The organism is Micromonospora sp. SCSIO 07396, assembly GCF_053667945.1.
In genome coordinates this window covers 1287322-1310532 of the sequence record NZ_CM132210.1, presented here as the reverse complement: position 1 = coordinate 1310532, position 23211 = coordinate 1287322, and the positions used below count along the sequence as shown (strand labels likewise).

The window sequence follows — 23211 nt, the reverse complement described above, 5'->3', positions numbered from 1 at the left end:
TAAAGATCCCATCCTCATCGGAGGATCGCCATGCCCCGTCCCCCCACCGTCCGTCGCCTGCTCGCCGGCCTGACCGCCGGCATCAGCGTCGCCGCCCTGCTCACCACGACGCCCGCCGCACCCGCCGAGGCCGCCGCGCCACGTGCCGCCTTCACCCCCGAGGACTACTGCCTCGGCGAGTGCGGCGACATCCTGCCGCCCGGCCAGAACGGCAACGCCACACTGGTCGAGGTGCTGGGCAACCAGACCCTCGGCACCCTGCCCCGGCACTCCGCCGACCAGCTCGGCCGCTACGCCGACCTGGTCTACGGCTACGCCGGGCTACGCGAGGAACAGATCGGCTCGTTCTTCAACGACGCCTCCTTCGGCGTCCCGCAGGGGCAGGTCGAACGCGACTACTCGCCCCGCGCCGACGTCCGCATCCTGCGGGACAAGGCGACCGGCGTCCCGCACGTCACCGGCACCACCCGGGGCGGCACCATGTACGGCGCCGGCTACGCCGGAGCCGAGGACCGGCTGTTCACCATGGACCTGCTGCGGCACGTCGGCCGGGGCACCCTCACCTCGTTCGCCGGGGGCGCACCCGGCAACCGGGCCCTGGAGCAGAGCGTCTGGCGCAACTCGCCGTACACCGAGGCGGACCTCCAGGCGCAGGTCGAGGCGCTGCGCACGAAGGGGCCGCGCGGCCAGCAGCTCTACGCCGACGTACAGGAGTACATCGCCGGCATCAACGCCTACATCGGCGTCTGCATGGGCGCCCGCAACTGCCCCGGCGAGTACGTGCTCACCGGCCACCTGGACGCGGTCACCAACGCCGGCGGCCCGGAGCCGTTCCAGCTCACCGACCTGATCGCCATCGCCGGCGTGGTCGGCGGGCTGTTCGGCGGCGGGGGCGGCACCGAGATGCAGTCCGCGCTGGTCCGCATCGCCGCCCGCGCCAAGTACGGGGCCACCGAGGGCGACAAGGTGTGGACGGCGTTCCGCAACCAGAACGACCCGGAGACCGTGCTGACCCTGCACGACGGGCAGAGCTTCCCGTACGGCGACGCCTCCTCGGACGCGGCGAGCGTGGCGCTGCCCGACGCCGGCTCGGCCCGGGTCGAGCCGATCTTCACCGACCCGACCGGCTCCGCAGGCAGCACCGCCGCCCCGGCCCGGACCACCGGCAACAGCGCGTCCGGTGAGCTGGCCGCCGCGCTGTCCGGGCTGACCATCAGCCCGGCGCACCGGGGCATGTCCAACGCGGCGGTGGTCTCGGCCGCGAACTCGGCCACCGGGCACCCGGTCGCGGTCTTCGGCCCGCAGACCGGCTACTTCTCCCCGCAACTGCTGATGGTGCAGGAGTTGCAGGGCCCGGGTATCAGCGCCCGGGGCGCGGCGTTCGCCGGGCTCAACCTCTACGTGCTGCTCGGCCGGGGCCAGGACTACGCGTGGAGCGCCACCTCGTCGATCCACGACATCACCGACACCTACGCGGTGCCGCTGTGCACCACCGACGGCAGCACCCCCACCCTCGCCGCCGACCACTACCTCTACCGGGGCCAGTGCGTGGCGATGGAGGAGCTCGCCCACGTCAACAAGTGGACGCCGACCCTCGCCGACGGCACCGCCAAGGGGTCGTACAAGCTGGTGGCCTGGCGGACGAAGCTCGGCCTGGTGTCCTGGCGGGGCACCGTGGGCGGCAAACCGCACGCGTTCACCCAACTGCGCTCCACCTACCGGCACGAGGCCGACTCCGCGATCGGCTTCCAGATGTTCAACGACCCGGCCCAGATGGGCTCGGCGGACGCCTTCGTCGCCTCGGCCAACAACGTCGAGTACGCCTTCAACTGGTTCTACGTCAACTCCACCGAGTCGGCGTACTTCAACTCCGGGCTGAACCCGGTGCGGGCCGCCGGGTCCAACCCGAACCTGCCGATGAAGGCCGAGCCGGCCTACGAGTGGCAGGGCTTCGACCCGGCGACGAACACCGCAAGCTACGCCCCGCTGGCCGCCCACCCCCGGTCGGTCAACCAGGACTACTACGTCAGCTGGAACAACAAGCAGGCCAAGGACTTCGGCGGCGCGGACGGCAACTACAGCTTCGGCGCGGTGCACCGGGCCGACCTGCTGGACCGCCCGCTCAAGGCGGGCCTGGCCGCCGGCCGGAAGTACGACCGGGGCTCGCTGACCGCGCTGGTCGAGCAGGCCGGCGTGACCGACCTGCGCGGGGCCGAGGTGCTCGACGAGCTGATCCGGGTGCTGGAGAGCCAGCCCGTCGCCGACGCCGCGCTGGCCACCGAGATCAGCCGGCTCAAGGCGTGGCGGCAGGACGGCGCGCTGCGGGTGGAGACGGCGAAGGGGTCGAAGGTCTACCGGCACGCCGACGCGATCCGCACCTTCGACGCCTGGTGGCCGCTGCTGGTGCGGGGGATGTTCCGCGACCAGCTCGGCCCGGACCTCTACCAGTCGCTGATCAACGCGATCCAGATCAACGAGTCCCCCTCCGGGTACCAGCAGGGCGACAAGTCCAACCTGCCGACCTCGGCCAACGAGGCCCAGGCGCACAAGGGCTCGTCCTTCCAGTACGGCTGGTGGGGTTACGTCGACAAGGACCTGCGCGCGGTGCTCGGCGACCCGGTGCGCGGCGGGCTGGGCCGGGGCTTCTGCGGTGCCGGGAACCTGGCCGGCTGCCGGCAGGTGCTGCTGGACACGTTGCGTACGGCGGCGGCCACCCCGGCTGAGCAGGTGTACCCCGGTGACGCGAGCTGCGCCGCAGGTGACCAGTGGTGCGCGGACGCGATCATCCAGTCGCCGCTGGGTGGGATCAAGCACGCCACCATCGCCTGGCAGAACCGGCCCACCTTCCAGCAGACGGTGTCGTTCCCGTCCCGGCGGGGCGACGACCTGACCAACCTGGCCGCCGGCCGGACGGCGACCGCGTCCGGCAGCGAGCTGTTCTTCGGGGCGGCCAAGGCCGTCGACTCCGACCTCGGCACCCGCTGGGCGAGCAGCTGGGCCGACGACCAGTGGCTCAGCGTCGACCTCGGGTCGGCCCGGCAGGTGGGCCGGGTGACGCTGGCCTGGGAGTCGGCGTACGCCCGGTCGTACCGGATCGAGGTGTCGACCGACGGGTCGAGCTGGCGGACGGTGTGGTCGACCACAGCCGGCGACGGCGGCACCGACGTGGCGGCCTTCCCCACCACGACCGCCCGGTACGTGCGGATGCACGGGGTGACCCGGGCCACCACGTACGGTTACTCGATCTGGGAGATGGCGGTCTACCCGCAGTGACCCCGACCGGCCGGCCCGCAGGACGTCCTGCGGGCCGGCCGGTGTCGGTCAGGCCAGCGTGATCTGGTCGCCGTCGATCTTGAGTTCCTTGGCGGCCAGCGGTTTGGTCGCCGGCCCCTCCTTGACCGCGCCGTCGGCGATGGCGAACTTGCTGTTGTGGCAGGTGCAGTTGATCGTCCCGCCGTCGACGTTCGACACCGGGCAGCCCTGGTGGGTGCAGATCGGGTCGAACCCCTTGAACTCCCCCGCCGTCGGCTGGGTGATCACCACACCCTGCGCGGCGTAGACCTGGCCGCCGCCGACCGGGATGTCACCCGTCCTGGCGATCGCGGCGGCACCCGACCCGCCGGTGGTCGCGGCCGGTCCGCCGGTGGCCGGGGTGGCCGGCTCGTCACCGGAGTCGTCACCGCAGGCGGTCAGGAGGACCGCCGCCCCCACCGCGCCGGCCCCGGCCAGCAGGGCACGTCGGGTCTGCACACCGGGCACGGTCGGCACCTGGTCGTCTGTCATCTCCGGCCTTTCTCTCGACTACTGCCGCCGGTCGTCGACCCGCGCGGCTCACTGGAGCACACGCACCACTGTGCCCGACGGTTCACCCCGGCCGCCCGGGAACGCCCTGCGCAGCGGGCCGACGCGCCACCGCGCCCCGCCGCCGGGCGTGGACAGGCCCGGCGGCGTGGGCGTGCGGGCCGGGCGGCGGGCCGCCGGGTCAGCGGGCTCCGGCGGGCACCTTACGGGTACGCGCCTTCGGCGTCGTGCCGTTGGCGCGGGCCGCCCGGGTCACCGCCGCCTTCGCCCCCCGGGCCTGCCCGTCGAGCTTGAGCACGGAACGCAGGAACTGCCCGGTGTGGCTCTCGGCGACCTCGGCGACCTCCTCCGGGGTGCCGGTGGCGAGCACGGTGCCGCCCCGGTGACCGCCCTCGGGGCCCATGTCGATCAACCAGTCGGCCGTCTTGATCACGTCGAGGTTGTGCTCGATGGTGATCACCGTGTTGCCCTTGTCGACCAACCCCTCCAGCACCATCAGCAGCTTGCGGATGTCCTCGAAGTGCAGGCCGGTGGTGGGCTCGTCAAGCACGTAGACCGTCCGGCCGGTGGAACGCTTCTGCAGCTCGGAGGCCAGCTTGACCCGCTGCGCCTCACCGCCGGACAGCGTCGGCGCGGGCTGGCCCAGCCGGACGTAGCCCAGGCCCACGTCGTTGAGCGTGCGCAGGTGCCGGTGGATGGCCGGGATGGCGGAGAAGAACTCGGCCGCCTCCTCGATCGGCATCTCCAGCACGTCGGAGACGGTCTTGCCCTTGTAGTGCACCTCCAGGGTCTCCCGGTTGTACCGGGCACCCTTGCACACCTCGCACGGGACGTAGACGTCCGGCAGGAAGTTCATCTCGATCTTGATGGTGCCGTCGCCGGAGCACGCCTCGCAGCGGCCACCCTTGACGTTGAACGAGAACCGGCCCGGGCCGTACCCCCGGACCTTGGCCTCGGTGGTCTCGGCGAACAACTTGCGGACGTGGTCCCAGACCCCGGTGTAGGTGGCCGGGTTGGAGCGCGGGGTACGGCCGATCGGCGACTGGTCGACGCCGACCACCTTGTCGACGTGCTCCAGCCCGGAGACCCGGGTGTGCCGGCCCGGCACCAGCCGCGCGCCGTTGATCTGGTTGGCCAGCACCGCGTACAGGATGTCGTTGACCAGCGTCGACTTGCCCGAGCCGGAGACCCCGGTGACCGCGATGAGCTGCCCGAGCGGGAACGGCACGGTGAGGTTGCGCAGGTTGTGTTCGCGCGCCCCGTGCACCACCAGCTCGCGTTCCGGCGTCTGCGGCCGGCGCTGCCGCGGCGTCGGGATCTCCCGCCGGCCCGACAGGTACGCCCCGGTCACCGACTCGGGATTGTCCAGCAACTCCGGCACCGAACCGCTGTGCACGATCTTGCCGCCGTGCTCGCCCGCGCCGGGGCCGATGTCGACGATCCAGTCGGCCACCCGGATGGTGTCCTCGTCGTGCTCGACGACGATCAGCGTGTTGCCCAGGCCGCGCAGCCGCAGCAGGGTCTCGATCAGCCGGTGGTTGTCCCGCTGGTGCAGGCCGATCGACGGCTCGTCGAGCACGTAGAGCACGCCGACCAGGCCGGAGCCGATCTGGGTGGCCAGCCGGATGCGCTGCGCCTCGCCACCGGACAGGGTGCCGGCCGCCCGGTCCAGGGAGAGGTAGTCCAGGCCGACGTCGAGCAGGAACCGCAGCCGGGCGTTGATCTCCTTGAGCACCCGCTCGGCGATCATCTTCTGCCGGTCGGTCAACGTGATGCCGGCGAGCAGCTCGGCCGCCTCGCCCACCGACAGGTTGCACACCTCGGCGATGCTCCTGCCGGCAATGGTGACCGCCAGCACCTCGGGCTTGAGCCGGGTGCCGCCGCAGGCCGCACAGGGCACGTCGCGCATGTAGCCCTCGTACTTGTCGCGCGACCACTCGCTCTCGGTGTCGGTGTGCCGCCGCTCGATCCACTGCACCACGCCCTCGAAGCCGGTGTAGTAGGAGCGCTCGCGGCCGTACTTGTTGCGGTAGCGCACGTGCACCTGGTCGTCGGAGCCGTGCAGGATGATCTTCTGGGCCCGGGCCGGCAACGCCCGCCAGGGGGTGTCGACGTCGAAGTGCTGGCTCTCGCCCAGCGCCTCCAGCAGGCGCAGGAAGTATTCCAGGTTGTGCCCGGTGGCCCAGGGCTGCAACGCGCCCTCGCGCAGGGTGCGCTCCGGGTCGGGGACGACCAGCTCCGGGTCGACCTCCTTCTTGGTGCCCAGGCCGGTGCACTCCGGGCAGGCACCGTAGGGCGCGTTGAACGAGAACACCCGGGGTTCCAGGTCCTCGATCGCCAACGGGTGGTCGTTGGGGCAGGCCAGGTGCTCGGAGTAGCGGCGCTCCCGGGCCGGGTCGTTCTCGGGCAGGTCGACGAAGTCCAGCAGCACCAGGCCGTCGGAGAGGCCGAGCGCGGCCTCGACCGAGTCGGTCAGCCGCTGCTTGGCGCCCGGCTTGACGCTGAGCCGGTCGATCACCACCTCGATGGTGTGCTTCTCCTGCTTCTTGAGCTTCGGCGGCTCGGTCAGCGGGTGCACCACCCCGTCGACCCGGGCGCGGGCGTAGCCCTTGGCCTGGAGTTCGGCGAAGAGGTCGACGTACTCGCCCTTGCGGCCCCGGACCACCGGGGCGAGCACCATGAACCGGGTGCCCTCGGCCATCGCGAGGACCCGGTCGACGATCTGCTGCGGGCTCTGCCGGGAGATCCGCTCGCCGCAGACCGGGCAGTGCGGCTCGCCGATACGGGCGAAGAGCAGCCGCAGGTAGTCGTAGACCTCGGTGATGGTGCCGACGGTGGAACGCGGGTTGCGCGAGGTCGACTTCTGGTCGATGGAGACGGCGGGGCTCAGGCCCTCGATGAAGTCGACGTCGGGCTTGTCCATCTGGCCGAGGAACTGCCGGGCGTACGACGACAGCGACTCGACGTAGCGGCGCTGCCCCTCGGCGAAAATGGTGTCGAAGGCCAGGCTCGACTTGCCGGAGCCGGAGAGCCCGGTGAAGACGATGAGGGCGTCCCGGGGCAGGTCGAGACTGACGTCACGCAGGTTGTGCTCGCGCGCGCCACGGATGATCAGACGGTCGGCCACGGTGCGGGTGCTCCCGGAAGAAGAATATGAGGCGGATCTGTCCGCTCCGAGTGGGATCTGAGCGGTTTTACGGGGCGCAGAAGGAACGCCTGCGCAACTCTAGCCCCGGGCTACGACAACTTCCCGCACGCCAACATTCCCCCAGCTCACACCGGTCGGCCGACCCGCCGGGCACACCACCGCACCCGGCCCGGCCGGTCGGGACCGGCCGGGCCGGAGCGGGTCAGAACCCGCCGGGCAGGGGCGGCGTCGCCGGCCGGGCCGGCCGCCGACGGCCACCCCGCCAGCCGCCCCGCCGCTCGGCCGCCAACCGGCTCTGCCGGCGACCGCTCTCGTACGCCAGCTCCCGCTGGAGCCGACGCCAGCTCTCGAAGCGCCGGCCCGGCAACTCCCCGGTCTCCACCGCCTCGCGCACCGCACACGCCGGCTCGGCGGTGTGCCCGCAGTCGGCGTACCGGCAGCCGGTGGCCAGCTCGGCGATGTCGGTGAACGCCCGGTCCAGCCCGGTGTGCCCGTCCAGCAGGCCCACCGCCCGGACCCCGGGGGTGTCCAGCACCGCGCCGCCGCCGGGCACCGGGACCAGCGCCCGCCAGGTGGTGGTGTGCCGCCCCTTGCCGTCGACCCGGCGGATCGCCTGGGTCGGCATGACCTCCGCCCCGACCAGCGCGTTGACCAGGCTCGACTTACCCGCCCCGGACGGGCCGAGCAGGGCCAGCGTGCGCCCCGCCGCGACCAGCGGACGCAGCGGCGTCAGGCCGGTGCCCCGCTCGGCGCTGACCGGCAGCACCGGCACCCCGGGGGCGACGGCGGCGAGTTGCCGGGCCACCGCCTGCGGGTCGGCGGCCAGGTCGGCCTTGGTGAGCACCACCAGCGGGGTGGCCCCCGACTCGTGGGCCAGGGCGAGCAGCCGTTCGATCCGGGCGGCGTCCGGCTCCGGATGCACCGGCTCGATCACCGCGGCGGTGTCGAGGTTGGCGGCGAGCACCTGGCCGCTGGCGTCCTTACCGGCGGTGCGGCGGACCAGCGCGGTCCGCCGGGGCAGCACCGCGTCGACGGTCACCGGGCCGTCCGGCCAGCGGGCCAGCAGCACCCAGTCACCGGCGCACGGCAGGGCGGTCAGGTCACGGGCGGCGGCGGCCAGCACCGCCGGGCCCAGGCTGGCCCGGACCGGTCCGTCCGCGCCGAGCACGGTGCACACCCCCCGGTCGACCCGGGCCACCCGGCCGGGCCGGCGGTCCGGACGCCGCCGCGCGTACGCCGCCCGTTCGGCGTCGAGGCCGAGGGCGGTCAGATCGATGGTCATGTCATCCTCACCGGGGTCGGAACTGGTCGTGGCGCAACACGCGTACTGCGACCGGCATGACCACCACCCCCGTCCGTCGTCCCGGTACCGTGTCAGGCCGACGGTAGGCCGCCGGCCGACAGGCCGAAAGCGAATTCCCCGGCGGCGCAACGCTGTCCGGACCGTTAGGGTCGTGGCGTGACGACGGACCCACTGATGTTTACCGGTGAGGTGGTCGACTCGGCCGCCCGCCTGCTGGACACCGCCGCCGGGCTCGACGCGGCGGCCGTCGCCGCCCCCAGCCTGTTGCCCGGCTGGTCCCGGGGCCACGTGCTGACCCACCTGGCCCGCAACGCCGACGGGCTCGTCAACCTGCTCACCGCCGCCCGCACCGGCGAGGACATCCCGATGTACGAAAGCGTCGCCGCCCGCGACGCCGACATCGCCGCCGGTGCCGGCCGCCCACCCGCCGAGCTGCTGGCCGACCTGCGCCGCAGCACCGACCGGTTCGCCGAGGCGGTGGCCGCGATGACGGCGTCGGCGTGGAGCGCCACCGTGCAGGCCCGACGTGGCCCGTGGCCGGCCGCCCTGGTCCCCTGGGCCCGGTGGCGCGAGTTGGAGGTGCACCACGTCGACCTGGCCGCCGGCTACCGGCCGGCGGACTGGCCGGCCGCGTTCGCCCAGCACCTGCTGCACGAGGTGGCCGGTGGGCTCGCCGAGCGGCCCGACGCGCCCGCGCTGGTGCTGCGGCCCACCGACGGCAACCGGCCGGAGCTGGTGGTGCGCGACACACAGGACGCCCCGCAGGTCGCCGGCAGCTGCGCCGCGCTGGCCGCCTGGTTGATCGGCCGCAGCAGCGGCGACGGGCTGACCGTCACCCCCGACGGTGCCCTGCCGACCCCACCGGAATGGATATAGACCACACATGAGCTACACCGGAGACGTCACCCCCGGCGGCCCACCCGCCGTCCGGGAACTGGACCGGCTCACCGTCACCAAGGTGTCGGTCGGCCCGATGGACAACAACGCCTACCTGCTGCGCTGCCGCGACACCGGCGCGCAGGTGCTCGTCGACGCCGCGAACGAGGCGCCCCGGCTGCTCGACCTGATCGGCGACGCCGGGCTGACCTCGGTGGTCACCACCCACCGGCACATGGACCACTGGGTCGCCCTGGAGGAGGTGGTGGCCACGACCGGCGCGTCCGCCCTGGTGCACGCCGACGACGCCGAGGGGCTGCCGATCGCGGCGCAGCCCCTGACCGACGGCGACACCGTCGCGGTGGGCGACCAGACGCTGGAGGTGATCCACGTCAAGGGGCACACCCCGGGGTCGATCGCGCTGCTCTACCGCGACCCGGCCGGCACCCCGCACCTGTTCACCGGCGACTCGCTGTTCCCCGGCGGGGTGGGCAACACCGACCGGGACCCGGAGCGGTTCGGCCAGCTCATCGACGACGTCGAGCACAAGCTGTTCGACCGGCTGCCCGACGACACCTGGTTCTACCCGGGGCACGGCGCGGACAGCACGCTCGGCGCGGAACGGGCCTCGCTGCCGCAGTGGCGGGCGCGCGGCTGGTGAGCCGGTGACGGCCCGACGGTGACCGTCAGGCGTCGGTCAGCCCGGCTGGCCGACGCCGGTCAGCGCGCGCAGCCGACGCCGGGTGCCCAGCAGCACCAGGCCGGCCAGCAGCAGGCCGACCGCCATGGTGACCAGCAGCGGGTTGCCGGGCAGCAGCCCGGCCAGGGCCCGCGACGCCGCGCCGAGGGCCAGGTAGAGGCCGGCCCAGGCCGCCGCGCCGAGCGCGGCGCAGACGACGAACCGGCGGTACGACATCCGCAGGCTCCCGGCCGCCAACGGCAGCAGCGTGTTGAACACCGGCAGGAAGGGCGCGACGAGCACCATCCGCCCACCCCCGGAGCGCAGCAGCTGCTCGGCGGCCGACCAGCGGCCCTCGCCGATCCAGTCGCCGACCCGGCTGTGCCGCAGCCGCTCGCCGAAGATCCGCCCGGCGAGGAAGCTCAGGGACCAGCCGGTGAGGCAGCCGGCGACCACGGCGACGATGGTCGCCACGCCGGCGACCGGCCGGCCCACCCCCACCGCCGCGAGGATCGCCACGTCGCCGGGGACGAGCACCCCGAGCAGCGGTACGGCGTCGGCGAGCATCACCAGCCCGAGCGCCGCCATCAACAGGGCGGTCGGCAGGTCTCCGAGCTGGGCCAATTCGTCGAGCACGAGATGACGCTACGACCATCGGGCGTCCCGGCGCATCGGGTCGCGACCCTGATCACTCCCCGAGTTTTGCGGCGGGCTCCCCCGAGGTGGGGCCACGACGCGACGGGGGACGTGCCGGTGGGGGTGCTTCAGCGGGGGCGGAGCACCTGCACCCGGCGGACCGGGGAGTCGACCGAGGGTTCGGTGGTGGGCACCGGGTAGCTGGCCACCACCTCCAGCACGTCCGGCGGCAGGTGTCCCCGGTCCGGGTCGCCGACCAGCACCTGCGCCCCGCCGTCGGCGGCCCGCCGCAGGTACGGCAGCACCCGTCCGGCGAGGTCGCGGTCGTAGAGGACGTCCCCGGCGACGAGCAGGTCGGCCTGAATGCCGTCGTCGTCGAGCAGGTCCTGGTGGCTGGCCTGCACGCGGACCCGGTTGGCCCGCGCGTTGACGGTGACCGCCGCCACCGCGTACGGGTCGACGTCGTTGGCCACGACCTGGGTGGCGCCGGCCAGCGCGGCGGCGATGGCGACGAGTCCGGAGCCGGCGGCCAGGTCGAGCACCCGCCGGCCGGCGGCCAGTTCGGGATGGTCGAGCAGGTGGCGGGCGAGGGCCTGGCCGCCGGCCCAGGCGGACGCCCAGAACGGCGGGGGCAGGGTGTGCCCGGCGTTGGCCTCCATCCGGGCCCACCAGACGATCGCGTCCTCGGCGAGGTGCAGCCGCACCTCGGGCACGAAGGGGGTGGGTACCAGCCGCAGCCGGTCCAGCCCGTCGCCCGGCGCGTCGATCTCGCGTTCCAGCTCGGTCAACGCGTCGCCGCGCGGTCGGTTCACCGGTCGAGTGTGCCGCAGCGGCCCCCTTCCGGGGCGACATTCCGGCCACCTGCGAGTTTCCGTCCGCATCCTGCGGCTTTTCAGCCGGCAAAAACCGGATCGGCCGGCTACTGTCGGGGCAGTACAGGGCGATCGTCCGCCACAGCGGCGGGATCACCCGTTGTAAACAGGGAGAGATGCATGGCAACCGGCACGGTCAAGTGGTTCAACTCGGAAAAGGGCTTCGGCTTCATCGAGCAGGACGGCGGGGGCCCCGACGTCTTCGTTCACTACTCGGCGATCGCCACCAGCGGCTACCGGGAACTGCAGGAGGCCCAGAAGGTCGAGTTCGATGTGACCCAGGGGCAGAAGGGTCCGCAGGCGGAGAACGTCCGCCCGCTGTAAGTCTCCGTGCCGGTGGCGGCGGCCCGGGGCCGCCGCCACCGAGCGCTCTCCGCCGGCCACCGTCCGACAGGTCCGTCCGTTGCCGTAGCGCTCCGGTGGGTGGCGGGTCAGCCGTGGCCACGCACCAGCGGCAGAAAGACCTCGTCCACGATCCCGACCAGCACCTCGTCGGGAGCCGAGGGGATACCGCGCATCGCATACTCGGCGCGGAGCAACATCATCGGCGTGGTCGCCACCCGGTGACGGACGGCTGCTGCCGGAGCCTCCCCCCGTGTCACGGCCCGTTCGAGCATGCCGAGCCACACCTGGTCCATGGCGTCCACGCCGGACCGTTCGCGCATCAGGGTGAGCAGCTCCGGGTCGTCGGCGGCAGCGGCGAGCAGACCGCGTAGCACCGTTCCGTGCGGCGAGGACCACGTCCGGTTGGCCTGGCGGAGCATCTCCAGCGCGTCGCCCCGCAGCGTCCCTGTGTCCGGGTTCGGCAGGGCGGCGTCGGACAGGTGGCGGTACGCCGCGATGCCCAGTGCCGCCCGGTGCGGCCATCGGCGGTAGATGGCGTTCTTGTTGGTCCCGGCGCGGGCGGCGACCCGGTCCATCGTCATTCCCCCGTAGCCGGACTCGCGTAGTTCCTCGGCCGCCGCGTGCAGGATCGCCCGCTCCAACTCCTCGCCCCGGCGTCTCGTACCCACCCTTGCAGGGTACGCGACGTACTCTATAAGGTACGCGGCGTACCCTATAGGGAAGGGGAGTTCCTCGTGCGCGTCTTCGGCATGAACTACGACACCGGCTTCGTGAGCGCCGGGTCCACCACCCACGAGCCGTTCGACAGCGACGTCGTCCGCAGCGACCTGCGGGTCATCCGCGACGAGCTGCACTGCGACGCGGTACGCATCACCGGCGGCGTCCAGGACCGGCTGGAACTGGCGGCCCGGTCGGCGGCCGAGACCGGGCTGGAGGTGTGGTACTGCCCGTTCACCAACGGTCTCGACCGCGCCGGGCTGATGGCGTTCGTTCTCGACGGGGCCGAGCGGGCCGAGCGGCTACGGCGCGACGGCGTCCCGGTCGTCTACCTCGCCGGCTCCGAGATCTCCCTGTTCACCGACGGTTTCCTGCCCGGCCGGGACCTGACCGAACGGATGGCGCTGTTCACCGATCCGATGCGGCTGCGGGAGGCGGTCCCCGCCGCCCGCGCCGCCGTGCGGGACTTCTTCGCCGAGGCGGTGCCCGCGGTACGCGAGCGCTTCGGCGGCCCGGTCGGCTATGCCTCGATCCCGCTGGAGGACGTCGACTGGACGCCGTTCGACATCATCGCCAGCGACGCCGGCTACCGCGACGCGACCAACGCCGCAGCCTTCCCGCAGAGCCTGGCAGCGGCGGTGGGGCAGGGCAAGCCCTACGCCGCGACCGAGTTCGGCTGTTGCACGTTCCGCGGCGCGGGCGACGTCGCGGGCACGACGGAACCGGTGGCGTACGACGGGCACGGCCGGGCCGTGCGGCTCACCGCGGAACTGGAACGCGACGAGGAGGGCCAGGCCCGCTACCTCGTCGACCTGCTGCGCGACTACGAGGCCGGCGGGGTGGAAGCGGCCTTCGTGTACACGTTCGCCAACCGGCACCTGCCCACGACCGACGAACCGGGGCACGACTACGACCTGGCGGCACGCGGGATCGTGCGGGTGCTGCCCGACGGCTCGTGGACGCCCAAGGCCGCCTTCCACGCCGTCGCCGACTACGGCCGTTCTCGTCGGCGCAGCCGTTCCACCCGCTAGCCGTCGACGACGCCGGGCGCTCCACGATCGCGTCCCGCGCGGTGGCCGGCGTCGGCAGGCCCGGACGCCTGGTCCGGTGTGGACAACCGTAGGCACCCCCTCCGCAGGAGGCGGGGCGGAAGGGGTGCCACGGGGTCCGGGTCAGGCCACCAGGCGCTTGGCCAGCTCGTCGGCGACCTGCTTGGCGATGGTGGGCGGGATGGCGGCGGCGATCTTCTCCGGAGTGAGCCCGGCCAGGACCCCGGCGATGATCGCCTGCTCGTCGGTGAAGTCCTTGTTGGCCAGGGCGGTCAACGCGGTCTGCAACGAGGTCAGTTGCGCGCCGAGCGACTTCAGGGTCGGGTGGGTGACGACGAAGTCGGGGTTGGTGTGGTCCTCCCCCATCGCCATCCGGGTGTAGATCTGACCCACCGGGTTGCGGCCATCGAGGACGGTCAGGTTCTTGTGGACGGTCTCCAGCCAGGCGTGCTCTTCGGGTGTCATGTCGGTGTCCTCCAGTAGTCCGATGCCGGTCAGGTAGCGCCGGAACAGCGGGGTCTGGTCCCGTCCGGCCTTGGTCGAGTCGCGGAAGAAGCTGAAATGGGTGTGCCACAGGTGCGAGTCGTCGCCGGAGCTGCGCTTGCCCAACCGGTCCCACCGCCTGACGACCTTGCCGTCGGGCGAATAGATGATCTCCCGCAGGTCGCGGCTGTCCGGCGTGTTCGCCCGGCACTGGGCGACGCACCAGGTGGAGAACGTCTGGAGATTGTGGGTGGCACCCCCGGAGCGGACGCTGAACGTGCCCACGTCCAGCCCGGAGGCGTAGAGGGTGAGGCCGCCTGAGTCCCGGGGTGACTCCACCACCGAGTAGTCGTTGGTGACCACCCGGTCGGAGCCACAGTGGTAGCCGCCCCGGTGGGCCGGATCGCCGACGATCCCCACCGCAGCGGGATCGAGTCCCTTGATGGTGTCGAGCAGGAGCCGGCGGACCGCCAGCAGGTTGGCCGGAGCCGTCGTCATGACGCCCCCTCTCCGCAGCCGGAACCGGGAGGCGCCGACTGCTTCAGCAACAGGCCAGGGCCGGGGAATTTTCGCTACTCCGCGTATGGATCACCCATCGGGGAAGCCGAACCGACCGCTGGTGCACGTCATCGAGCGTTGCGACAGACGATAGTCCCAGTTGCGCGAAAAACCCCAGCTCAAAGGGGTTGTCTTCAGATAGGTGGAAGCTGGGAACCGGCTGGGACCACCGGCAGCACGATCCGCGACGGATGCGATGGATCATGCAGGATCTGCCGAATCCCAGCGCGGAGCGTGATCGCCTCGCCGAGCGGCTCACCGGTGCCGGGGTTGCGCGCGTAGCGGGGATGGGCACCCCCGGACACCTGCACCCGCAGCCGGTGCCCGGCCGCGAACCGGTGCGCCACCGGCCACAGCGGCACCGGCACCCGGGTCACCCCGTCCGGGTCGACCGGGAACCGGCCGGGAGCCACCCGGACCAGACCGTCGCAGACGTTCCAGGACCGGCCACGCCGGTCCACGTCGCACAACCGCACGAACACGTCCAGGTACGACAGTTCGCTGCGGACGTGGATCTCGGCGTGCACCGGGCCGACCACCTCGACCGGGTCGGTCAGTACCGCGCCGGTGTAGACCAGCACGTCGGGCCGGGCCTCGACGGGACGGTTGTCGACCGGCCCGGCCCGCTGGGCCACCAGCAGCGGGCCGCCCAGCGACGGGGTGGGGTCGGCCGGGTCGTACCGGATGGTGTCGGGGGGCGACGCGGCCGGCGGCTGCGGGGCGAGCCGGCCCCCGGCGTGCAGGTGCCACGGAATCGCGGTGGCCGGCGGCGGCCACTCGGGCAGGTCCCGCCAGCCGCCGCCGTCCCCGCCGACGTGCACCCGCACCGGGGCGCGCGGCGACGGCGGCCGGCCGTTCAGGTGGGCGTCGAGCCAGCCCAACCCCTCCCGCAGCGCCTCGGCCAGCAGGCCGGGGCTGCCGTGCGTCCACGGGCCGACGGTGAGCCGGGTGGGTTTGCCCGCCGCCCGCAGCGCGGCATGGTCGGCGAGCTGGGCGGGGAGGAAGATGTCCTGCCAGCCGGTGACCATCGTCACCGGGGCGCGCACCTCGGTGATCCGCGCGTCGAAGACCCGGGTCCGCCAGTAGTCGGCGTCCGGGGTGTGGTGGCGCAGCCACTCCTGGAAGAACGGCACGGTCACCCCGGTCGCCACCCGGTCGGCCTCGGCCAGCGGCAGGTGGGCCAGGGCGGCGGCCAGCCGGGGCTGCCCGCGCTTGAGTTCCCACTGCCGGGCCAGCCACGGCACGGTCTGCGCCTGGAGCAGCTCGGCCCAGGTGAGCACCGTGTCCAGGGCGAAGGACTCCCCCGCGTACGTCGAGTCGCGGGTGGTCGAGGCGGTGACCACCGCGACCATCGCGGCCAGCTCGTCGCCCGCGTCGGCGGCCAGCGCCCACTGGACGAAACCCTGGTAGCTGGCCCCGAACATGCCGAACCGGCCGGTGTACCAGGGCTGCCGGCGCAGCCAGTCGACGGTGTCCAGCCCGTCGTCGCGCTCGTGCACCAGCGGGTCGAACAGCCCGTCGGAGCCGTCGGTGCCCCGGCAGGACTGGATCACCAGGTGGAAACCGCGACCGGCGACGAGCCGGCCGAGCAGCCGCATCGGCCCGCCCCGCCCGTACGGGGTGCGGATCAGCACGGTCGGCGCGCCGGGCAGCCGGGGGGCGTAGTGGTCGGTGCGCAGCCGCGCCCCGTCGCGGGCCCGGACCGTGAGGCCCCGGGTGACGTCGACCCGGTGGGTGGCGGCGGCCGGCAGACGCAGCACGGCGGCGGCGAGGCGGGCGAGCGACAGGTCCGGCACGGCGGTCAGTCGGCCGGGCGGCGGGGCGGTTCGGCGCGGGCGGCCCGCATCGCGTCGCGGTGCTCCCGCATCGAGGCGACCATGGTGGCCAGGAACCGGTGCACGACCGCCAACTCGTCGTCGGTGAACCGGGCCATCACCTCGTCGGTACGCCGCCCGAGCGGGCCGAAGAAGCTCATCGCCAGGGCGGCCCCCTGGTCGGCGTAGTGCAGGAACACCTTGCGCCGGTCGGCGGTGTCGCGGTCGCGGCGGATGTGCCCGGCGCGTTCCAGCCGGTCGATCAGCGCGGTCACCGACCCGGAGGAGAGGTTGAGCTGTTCGCCGAGCCGGCCGGGGGTGATCGGGTCGCCGAGCAGTTCGGCGTCCATGACGGCGATCAGGGCGTGCAGGTCGGTCGGGTTGAGCCCGTGCAGGTTGGCGAACGCGTGCCCGATGTGCTGCGCGTCGACCGAGTACCGCCGCAGGTCGTTGGTGATGTCGGCCACCATCCGCCCGCGCGGGTCGTCCCGCCGCCGATACATCCCGTGCGTTGCCACGCCCGCCGTTGCCCCCTGTCGCTGCGCCCGGTTGCAGCATAGAACAGCGGCGGATAATCTCGGTCATCAAGATACTCGAACGGCGGGCTATCTCCCCGTCGGCGTTTCCACCGACAGACCACGAGGGCCACCGATGTCTCTGTTCACCCGCGTCGCCCGCAGCCGGCTCGCCGCCTGGCTCACCGTGGCCGCCGCGATCGTCGTCGGCGCGGTCGTCTTCGGGCTCCCGAGGCCCGACAACCCCGCCCCCGTCTCGGCCACCGGCCTGTCCGTGCAGTGGCAGTCGACCCAGGTGGAACGCCTCCAGGACCAGCTACCCGACAACGACGTCCAACCGGCGATCGTCGTGGTCAGCCGGGACGACGGCAGCCCGCTGACCGACACCGACCGGGCCGCCGTCACCGACCGCGCAGGCGCGCTGGGCCGGCTCGCCGTCGGCGGCCAGGTCAGCCCGCCCCAGGTCTCCCCCGACGGCACCGTCGCGCTGCTCGCCGTCCCGCTGGACACCGCCGGCGGTCAGCAGGCCGTCGCCGACGAGGTGGCGAAGGTCCGCGACGCCCTCGGCGGCCTGCCCGCCGGGCTCACCGCCGCGGTCACCGGCGCACCCGCGTTCACCGCCGACCTGACCAAGGTCTTCGAGGGCGCCGACCTCACCCTGCTCGCCGTCACCGCCGGCGTGGTCGCCCTGCTGCTGCTGGTCACCTACCGCAGCCCGTTCCTGTGGATCGTGCCGCTGCTCGTCGTCGCCGCCACCGAACAGCTCACCCTGCGGGCCGTCGACACCATCGTCCCCGCCGTCGGCATCAACCTCCAGGAAGGCGCGGTCACCGGCATCGCCAGCGTGCTGGTCTTCGGCGCCGCCACCGACTACGCGCTGCTGCTCATCGCCCGCTACCGGGAGGAACTGCGCCGCGACGAGGACCGGTTCGCCGCCATGCGCGCCGCCGTACGCCGCACCGCCGAACCGATCCTCGCCAGCGGCGGCACCGTCGTGCTCGGCGTGCTCACCCTGCTGCTGTCCGAGCAGGAGACCAACCGGGCGCTCGCCGTGGCCTGCGCCACCGGCGTCGTGTTCGCCATGCTCTCCGCGCTGTTCGTGCTGCCCGCCGTGCTGGTCATCTTCGGCCGGGGACTGTTCTGGCCGTTCGTGCCGAAGGTCGGCGGCCCGGCCCGGGAGGGCCGGCTGTGGGGCCGGCTCGGTACGGCCGTGGTCCGCCGCCCGCTGCCGGTCGCCGTGCTGTCCACCCTGCTGCTCGCCGGCCTCGCCCTGGGCGGGCTCACCCTGCGCACCGGACTGTCCGAGACCGAACAGTTCCGGGTCAAGCCCGAGGCGGTCGCCGGAGCCGAGACGCTGGCCCGCACCTTCCCCGCCGGCATCACCCAGCCGGTGGCGGTGCTCACCAACCCCACCGCCGCCGCCGAGGTCACCCGCACCGCCGCCGCCGTACCCGGGGTCGCCTCCGCCCGGCCCGGGGTGGCCGGCAGCGCCGTCGCCCAGGTCGACGTGGTGCTCACCGACGAACCGGGCAGCCCGGCCTCCGACCGTGCCGTCGAGGCGCTGCGTGACGCGGTGGCCGCCGTGCCCGGCTCCGCGCCGCCGACCGTCGCCGGTGCCGAACCGGCTGAGGGGGCGCTCGTCGGCGGCACCGTCGCGGCCACCTACGACTCCGACGAGGCCAACACCCGGGACCTGCGGCTGATCCTGCCGATCATCCTGGTGCTCGTCTTCGCCGTGCTGGTGGCGCTGCTACGCGGCCTGCTCGCCCCGCTGCTGCTGGTGCTCACCGTGATCGCGTCCTTCTTCGCCAGCCTCGGCGCGGCCTGGCTGCTCTTCGACCACGTGCTGGACTTCCCCGCGCTGGACAGCGGGGTGCTCCTACTGGCCTTCGTGTTCCTCGTCGCGCTCGGCGTGGACTACAACATCTTCCTGGTCACCCGGGCCCGCGAGGACGCCCGCCGGGCCGGCACCCGCGACGGCATGCTCTCCGCCCTGCGGGTCACCGGCGGGGTGATCACCAGCGCCGGCATCCTGCTCGCCGCGGTCTTCGCCGTCCTCGGCGTGCTGCCGCTGATCCTGCTCACCCAGATCGGCATCATCGTGTGCCTCGGCGTGCTGCTCGACACACTGCTGGTGCGCACCGTGCTGGTGCCGGCGCTGGCGTTCCTGCTCGGCGACCGGTTCTGGTGGCCCGGCCGGATCGACCGGGAGACCGACGACGCCGCCGAGGCGGCCACTCCCGCGCCGGCCGTCGCCGCCCGGGACTGACCCGCCCCTCCGACCCGGTCGGGGGTCCCCACCTGCACCAGTGGGGACCCCCGGCCGTCGGCGTACCCGGGTGGATGTGTCGCCCGTCACGGCCGCACCGGCCACCGGGAGCAGTGCCCGGACGGGCCCGCACAGGCCCGCGTACGCTTAGGAGACCGACCAGCAGGGTCGACTCCCCCGGCACCGACAGACCGAAGATCACTGCGGCCTCGTCCGCGGTGACCGTCGCGACGACCAGGTGCCCGGCCGCCCCCGGGTCGGCCGGCCCGCCGGTGGGCTCGGCAGACCCGCCGCTGGCACGGCCGGAACAGCAGTTCCGGCACAGATCCGGGCGGTGACGGGACGACCCCGACACCTGCCCCGGCAACCGCAGACAGGAGTATGGAGGGTATGCAGCTTCGCACCGACCTCCGCAATGTCGCCATCATCGCCCACGTAGACCACGGCAAGACGACCCTGGTCGACGCCATGTTGCGGCAGGCCGGCGCCTACGGGGCCCGTGGTGAGAACACCGAGCGCGTCATGGACTCGATGGATCTCGAACGGGAAAAGGGCATCACCATCCTGGCCAAGAACACCGGCGTGCGCTACCTCCCGGCCGACGGCTCCGACCCGGTCACCATCAACATCATCGACACCCCCGGCCACGCCGACTTCGGCGGTGAGGTCGAGCGGGGCCTGACCATGGTCGACGGGGTGGTGCTGCTGGTCGACGCCAGCGAGGGCCCGCTGCCGCAGACCCGGTTCGTGCTCCGCAAGGCGCTCAAGGCGCGGATGCCGATCATCCTGGTGATCAACAAGGTGGACCGGCCGGACGCCCGGATCAAGGAGGTCGTGGACGACACCTACGAACTCTTCCTCGACCTGGACGCCGACGAGGAGCAGATCGACTTCCCGATCGTCTACGCCTGCGCCCGCGACGGCATCGCCTCGCTGACCCAGCCCGCCGACGGCTCGGTGCCCGACGACAGCACCAGCCTGGAGCCGCTGTTCCGGACCCTGCTCGACACCATCCCGCCGCCCTCCTACGACGACGGCGCCCCGCTGCAGGCGCACGTCACCAACCTGGACGCCTCGCCGTTCCTCGGCCGGTTGGCGCTGTGCCGGGTGCGTCAGGGCACCATCGCCAAGGGCCAGACGGTGGCCTGGTGCCGCACCGACGGCAGCACCCATCGGGTCCGCATCTCCGAACTGCTGATGACCGAGGGCCTGGAGCGCAAGCCGGCCGACTCGGCCGGGCCCGGCGACATCATCGCCGTCGCCGGCATCCCCGAGATCATGATCGGGGAGACCCTCGCCGACGCCGAGAACCCCATCCCGCTGCCGCTGATCACCGTGGACGAGCCGGCCATCTCGATGACCATCGGCACCAACACCTCGCCGCTGGTCGGCCGGGTCAAGGGCGCCAAGGTCACCGCCCGGATGGTCAAGGACCGGCTCGACAAGGAACTGATCGGCAACGTGTCGCTGCGGGTCCTGCCCACCGAGCGGCCGGACGCCTGGGAGGTGCAGGGCCGAGGCGAGCTTGCCCTGGCCATCCTGGTCGAGCAGATGCGCCGCGAGTCCTACGAGCTGACCGTCGGTAAGCCGCAGGTGGTCACCAAGGAGATCGACGGCAAGACCTGCGAGCCCGTCGAGCGGCTGACCATCGACGCCCCCGAGGAGTATCTCGGCGCGATCACCCAGCTCCTGGCCACCCGCAAGGGCCGGATGGAGCAGCTGGTCAACCACGGCACCGGCTGGATCCGGATGGAGTGGCTGGTGCCGGCGCGCGGCCTGATCGGCTTCCGTACCGAGTTCCTCACCGACACCCGGGGCACCGGCATCCTGCACCACGTCTTCGAGTCCTACGAGCCGTGGTTCGGTGAGCTGCGTACCCGCAACAACGGGTCGCTGGTCGCCGACCGCTCCGGCGTGGTCACCCCGTTCGCGATGATCAACCTCCAGGAGCGCGGCCAGCTCTTCGTCGAGCCCACCACCGAGGTGTACGAGGGCATGATCGTCGGGGAGAACTCCCGCTCCGACGACATGGACGTCAACATCACCAAGGAGAAGAAGCTCACCAACATGCGGGCCTCGACCTCCGACGAGACCGAGAAGCTGATCCCCCCACGCAAGCTCTCCCTGGAGCAGGCGCTGGAGTTCTGCCGCGAGGACGAGTGCGTCGAGGTGACCCCGGTCGCCGTACGCATCCGCAAGGTGGTGCTGGACCAGACCCAGCGCGGCCGGATGGCCGCCCGCCGCAAGCACGCCGGCTGACCCACCCGGGTCGCACCCGTTGCCACACCCCGCCTCACCCGGAGCCCCGGTCCGCCTCACCCGGACCGGGGCTCCGCCCGTCCCCCGCCCCGGGCCCGGCCGACTCCACCCGGGGGCCGCCGGGCCGCCCCGGCACCCTGCCCCGGGAGCCGCCGGGCCCTCCCGGCGGGCCGGATTCGGCTAGCGTCACGGGCATGACCTGGGATGACCTCGACGCCCGGCTGGACCGGGTGCCCGGCACCGTCTCGGCGTACCTGGGTCGGCTCGACGCCCCACCCACCTGGACCCGCACCCCCGACGCCACCCACTACGCGGCCAGCACCATGAAGGTGGCGGTGCTGCTGGCCCTGCACCGGGCCGCCGAAGCCGACCTCCTCGACCTGGACGACCCGGTGCCGGTGGTCAACGACTTCACCTCGGCCCGACCGGACGCACCCCGGTTCGCCTGCGTCCGGGCCTACGACAACGACGACGCCGTCTGGCAGCGGCTCGGCGGGCGGGCCACCCCGCGCTGGCTCGCCGACCGGATGATCACCCGGTCCAGCAACCTCGCCACCAACCTGATCATCGAACTCCTCGGCCTGCCCGCCGTCGCCGAAGCCTGGCGGCTCGCCGGGGCCCGGCACAGCGTCACCGGCCGGGGCATCGAGGACGCCGCCGCCCGGGAGGCCGGCACCACCAACCTGGTCACCCCCGCCGACCTGGCCGCCCTGCTCGGCGGGCTGGCCCTCGGCGCGACCCGGCCCGGTCCGCTGGCCACCCCGGCGGCCTGCGCCGCCATGGTCGACGTGCTGCTGGACCAGCGCCACCGCGAGGACCTCGCCGCCGGGCTGCCCGCCGGCACCCGGATCGCCCACAAGAACGGCTGGGTACGCGGCGTACGGCACAGCGCCGGCGTGGTCCTGCCCGACGACGCCCCCGCCTACGTGATCGCCGTCTGCGCCACCACCGACCCCGCCACCGCGCCCGACGACGCCGACGCCTGCCGGCTGCTGGCGGAGGTCTCCGCGACGGCCTGGGCCGCCCGGCACGACCTCACCGGCTGACCGGCGCTCAGTCCAGCAGGTGGGTCCGCAGGGCATCCCGGAGCTGCGGGGTCACCCCCAACCCGTCGGCCAGGTACGCGTCGAACGACCCGTGCCGGCGGCGCACCTCGTCGAAGCCGGCGTCCAGGTACTCGGGGCGTACCTCCAGCACCGCCCGGGCCGTCTCCGGGTCCAGCTCCGGCCGGCGCCGCAGCATCGCCGCCAACGCCTCCCCGCGCAGCTCCACCGTCAACGCGTTGTGCCGCAGGTAGTCGGCCCGGACCGTCTCCTCGTCGACGCCGAGCGCGGTGAGCAGCACCACCGCCAGCCACCCGGTGCGGTCCTTGCCCGCCGAACAGTGGAACAGCAGCGGCAGGTTGACCGGGTCGGCCGCCAGCCGCACCGCACGGGCGAACCCCTCCCGGGCCACCGCGCCGCTGACGAACCACCGGTACAGCTCCCCCATCGCCACCGCCGCACCCCGCCGGGCCGCCTCGTCGTGACCGGTGAGGTCGTGACCGAGCAGCACCGCCGACAGGTAGCCGAACCCCGGGTGCGCCGGGTCGAGCACCGGCAGCCGGACCAGGTAGGGGTCCCCGACCAGCCGGTTCGGCGGGGCGGACGCCATCTCGGCGTCGTCGCGCAGGTCCACCACGCAGGCCGGGGCGAGCCGGCCCAGCACCGTCAGGTCGGTCTCGGTCAACCGGCCCAGCGCCGGGGTGCGGATCAGCCGGCCGGGGCGCACCCGCCGACCGTCACGGGTGGGGAGTCCGCCCAGGTCACGGGCGTTCGGCGCACCCACCAACGTCCAGCTTGCCACAGTCATCGGCGCGACTCCTTCGGTGACGACGTGCGTATAGGG

General features: G+C 73.1%; 18 protein-coding genes. 8 read left to right on the top strand and 10 right to left on the bottom strand.

The features are described 5' to 3' along the window. Nucleotides 1–30 precede the first annotated feature (30 nt). Nucleotides 31–3273, top strand: coding sequence for a penicillin acylase family protein (locus ACWCHM_RS05870; protein WP_454221681.1), 3243 nt, complete (start codon nt 31–33; stop codon nt 3271–3273). 48 nt (nt 3274–3321) lie between these two features. Here ACWCHM_RS05870 and ACWCHM_RS05865 read toward each other — a convergent pair whose 3' ends face one another. From ACWCHM_RS05865 to rsgA, 3 genes are all read right to left on the bottom strand, one after another. Next, entirely contained in the window at nt 3322–3783 is a 462-nt protein-coding gene (locus tag ACWCHM_RS05865) for a Rieske (2Fe-2S) protein (protein WP_454221680.1), read from the bottom strand. Nucleotides 3784–3982: 199 nt separating this feature from the next. Further along, nucleotides 3983–6928, bottom strand: a complete 2946-nt coding sequence (gene uvrA, locus ACWCHM_RS05860) for an excinuclease ABC subunit UvrA (RefSeq protein ID WP_204959162.1) — start codon at nt 6926–6928, stop codon at nt 3983–3985. 223 nt (nt 6929–7151) lie between these two features. After that, entirely contained in the window at nt 7152–8231 is a 1080-nt protein-coding gene (rsgA, locus tag ACWCHM_RS05855; RefSeq protein ID WP_454221679.1) for a ribosome small subunit-dependent GTPase A, read from the bottom strand. Nucleotides 8232–8408: 177 nt separating this feature from the next. Between rsgA and ACWCHM_RS05850 the strand changes: the two genes are divergently transcribed. Together ACWCHM_RS05850 and ACWCHM_RS05845 are read left to right on the top strand one after the other, a co-directional pair. Continuing rightward, nucleotides 8409–9128 (top strand): maleylpyruvate isomerase family mycothiol-dependent enzyme, encoded by a 720-nt coding sequence (locus tag ACWCHM_RS05850; protein WP_454221678.1) that lies wholly within the window; start codon nt 8409–8411, stop codon nt 9126–9128. Nucleotides 9129–9135: 7 nt separating this feature from the next. After that, nucleotides 9136–9789 carry an MBL fold metallo-hydrolase gene (locus ACWCHM_RS05845; protein WP_281895762.1) on the top strand — a complete coding sequence of 218 codons (654 nt, stop codon included), beginning with the start codon at nt 9136–9138 and terminating at the stop codon, nt 9787–9789. 36 nt (nt 9790–9825) lie between these two features. Here the strand turns inward: ACWCHM_RS05845 and ACWCHM_RS05840 are convergent, their stop codons facing one another. Further along, nucleotides 9826–10443 (bottom strand): DedA family protein, encoded by a 618-nt coding sequence (locus ACWCHM_RS05840; RefSeq protein WP_204959166.1) that lies wholly within the window; start codon nt 10441–10443, stop codon nt 9826–9828. 128 nt (nt 10444–10571) lie between these two features. Then, entirely contained in the window at nt 10572–11255 is a 684-nt protein-coding gene (locus ACWCHM_RS05835; protein ID WP_454221677.1) for a class I SAM-dependent methyltransferase, read from the bottom strand. Between the two features lie 180 nt (nt 11256–11435). On the opposite strand from ACWCHM_RS05835, the gene ACWCHM_RS05830 reads away from it, so the two are divergent. After that, entirely contained in the window at nt 11436–11639 is a 204-nt protein-coding gene (locus ACWCHM_RS05830; protein ID WP_067314937.1) for a cold-shock protein, read from the top strand. 107 nt (nt 11640–11746) lie between these two features. Here ACWCHM_RS05830 and ACWCHM_RS05825 read toward each other — a convergent pair whose 3' ends face one another. Next, complete coding sequence (locus tag ACWCHM_RS05825) at nt 11747–12328, bottom strand: TetR/AcrR family transcriptional regulator (RefSeq protein ID WP_454221676.1); 582 nt, start codon at nt 12326–12328, stop codon at nt 11747–11749. Nucleotides 12329–12394: 66 nt separating this feature from the next. Here ACWCHM_RS05825 and ACWCHM_RS05820 point away from each other — a divergent pair, with 66 nt between their 5' ends. Continuing rightward, entirely contained in the window at nt 12395–13408 is a 1014-nt protein-coding gene (locus ACWCHM_RS05820; RefSeq protein WP_454221675.1) for a hypothetical protein, read from the top strand. Between the two features lie 141 nt (nt 13409–13549). On the opposite strand, the gene ACWCHM_RS05815 is transcribed toward ACWCHM_RS05820, so the two are convergent. The 3 genes from ACWCHM_RS05815 to ACWCHM_RS05805 form a co-directional block, all read right to left on the bottom strand. Beyond that, nucleotides 13550–14407 carry a hypothetical protein gene (locus ACWCHM_RS05815; protein WP_088645071.1) on the bottom strand — a complete coding sequence of 286 codons (858 nt, stop codon included), beginning with the start codon at nt 14405–14407 and terminating at the stop codon, nt 13550–13552. Between the two features lie 194 nt (nt 14408–14601). After that, entirely contained in the window at nt 14602–16263 is a 1662-nt protein-coding gene (locus ACWCHM_RS05810) for a CocE/NonD family hydrolase (RefSeq protein WP_454221674.1), read from the bottom strand. 5 nt (nt 16264–16268) lie between these two features. After that, nucleotides 16269–16784, bottom strand: a complete 516-nt coding sequence (locus ACWCHM_RS05805; RefSeq protein ID WP_204959622.1) for a MarR family winged helix-turn-helix transcriptional regulator — start codon at nt 16782–16784, stop codon at nt 16269–16271. Nucleotides 16785–16932: 148 nt separating this feature from the next. On the opposite strand from ACWCHM_RS05805, the gene ACWCHM_RS05800 reads away from it, so the two are divergent. The 3 genes from ACWCHM_RS05800 (at nt 16933) to ACWCHM_RS05790 (ending at nt 22370) form a co-directional block, all read left to right on the top strand. Further along, on the top strand, nt 16933–19065 hold the full coding sequence (locus tag ACWCHM_RS05800; RefSeq protein WP_454221673.1) for an MMPL family transporter: 2133 nt from the start codon (nt 16933–16935) through the stop codon (nt 19063–19065). A 390-nt stretch (nt 19066–19455) separates the two neighbouring features. Further along, nucleotides 19456–21324 carry a translational GTPase TypA gene (typA, locus tag ACWCHM_RS05795; protein WP_454221672.1) on the top strand — a complete coding sequence of 623 codons (1869 nt, stop codon included), beginning with the start codon at nt 19456–19458 and terminating at the stop codon, nt 21322–21324. Between the two features lie 194 nt (nt 21325–21518). Continuing rightward, nucleotides 21519–22370: a serine hydrolase gene (locus ACWCHM_RS05790; protein WP_454221671.1), complete on the top strand. Its 852-nt coding sequence runs from the start codon at nt 21519–21521 to the stop codon at nt 22368–22370. A gap of 7 nt (nt 22371–22377) precedes the next feature. Here the strand turns inward: ACWCHM_RS05790 and ACWCHM_RS05785 are convergent, their stop codons facing one another. Further along, the gene (locus ACWCHM_RS05785; protein ID WP_454221670.1) at nt 22378–23175 is read right to left on the bottom strand and encodes a tyrosine-protein phosphatase; all 798 of its coding nucleotides are present in this window, start codon (nt 23173–23175) and stop codon (nt 22378–22380) included. Nucleotides 23176–23211 lie beyond the last annotated feature (36 nt).

What these genes read in the sequence shown, in the direction of transcription:
- ACWCHM_RS05870 (WP_454221681.1), top strand. Translation starts at nt 31, where the DNA reads ATGCCCCGTCCCCCCACCGTCCGTCGCCTGCTCGCCGGCCTGACCGCC.
- ACWCHM_RS05865 (WP_454221680.1), bottom strand. Translation starts at nt 3,783, where the DNA reads ATGACAGACGACCAGGTGCCGACCGTGCCCGGTGTGCAGACCCGACGT.
- rsgA (WP_454221679.1), bottom strand. Translation starts at nt 8,231, where the DNA reads ATGACCATCGATCTGACCGCCCTCGGCCTCGACGCCGAACGGGCGGCG.
- ACWCHM_RS05845 (WP_281895762.1), top strand. Translation starts at nt 9,136, where the DNA reads ATGAGCTACACCGGAGACGTCACCCCCGGCGGCCCACCCGCCGTCCGG.
- ACWCHM_RS05830 (WP_067314937.1), top strand. Translation starts at nt 11,436, where the DNA reads ATGGCAACCGGCACGGTCAAGTGGTTCAACTCGGAAAAGGGCTTCGGC.
- ACWCHM_RS05815 (WP_088645071.1), bottom strand. Translation starts at nt 14,407, where the DNA reads ATGACGACGGCTCCGGCCAACCTGCTGGCGGTCCGCCGGCTCCTGCTC.
- ACWCHM_RS05805 (WP_204959622.1), bottom strand. Translation starts at nt 16,784, where the DNA reads ATGTATCGGCGGCGGGACGACCCGCGCGGGCGGATGGTGGCCGACATC.
- ACWCHM_RS05800 (WP_454221673.1), top strand. Translation starts at nt 16,933, where the DNA reads ATGTCTCTGTTCACCCGCGTCGCCCGCAGCCGGCTCGCCGCCTGGCTC.
- typA (WP_454221672.1), top strand. Translation starts at nt 19,456, where the DNA reads ATGCAGCTTCGCACCGACCTCCGCAATGTCGCCATCATCGCCCACGTA.
- ACWCHM_RS05790 (WP_454221671.1), top strand. Translation starts at nt 21,519, where the DNA reads ATGACCTGGGATGACCTCGACGCCCGGCTGGACCGGGTGCCCGGCACC.
- ACWCHM_RS05785 (WP_454221670.1), bottom strand. Translation starts at nt 23,175, where the DNA reads ATGACTGTGGCAAGCTGGACGTTGGTGGGTGCGCCGAACGCCCGTGAC.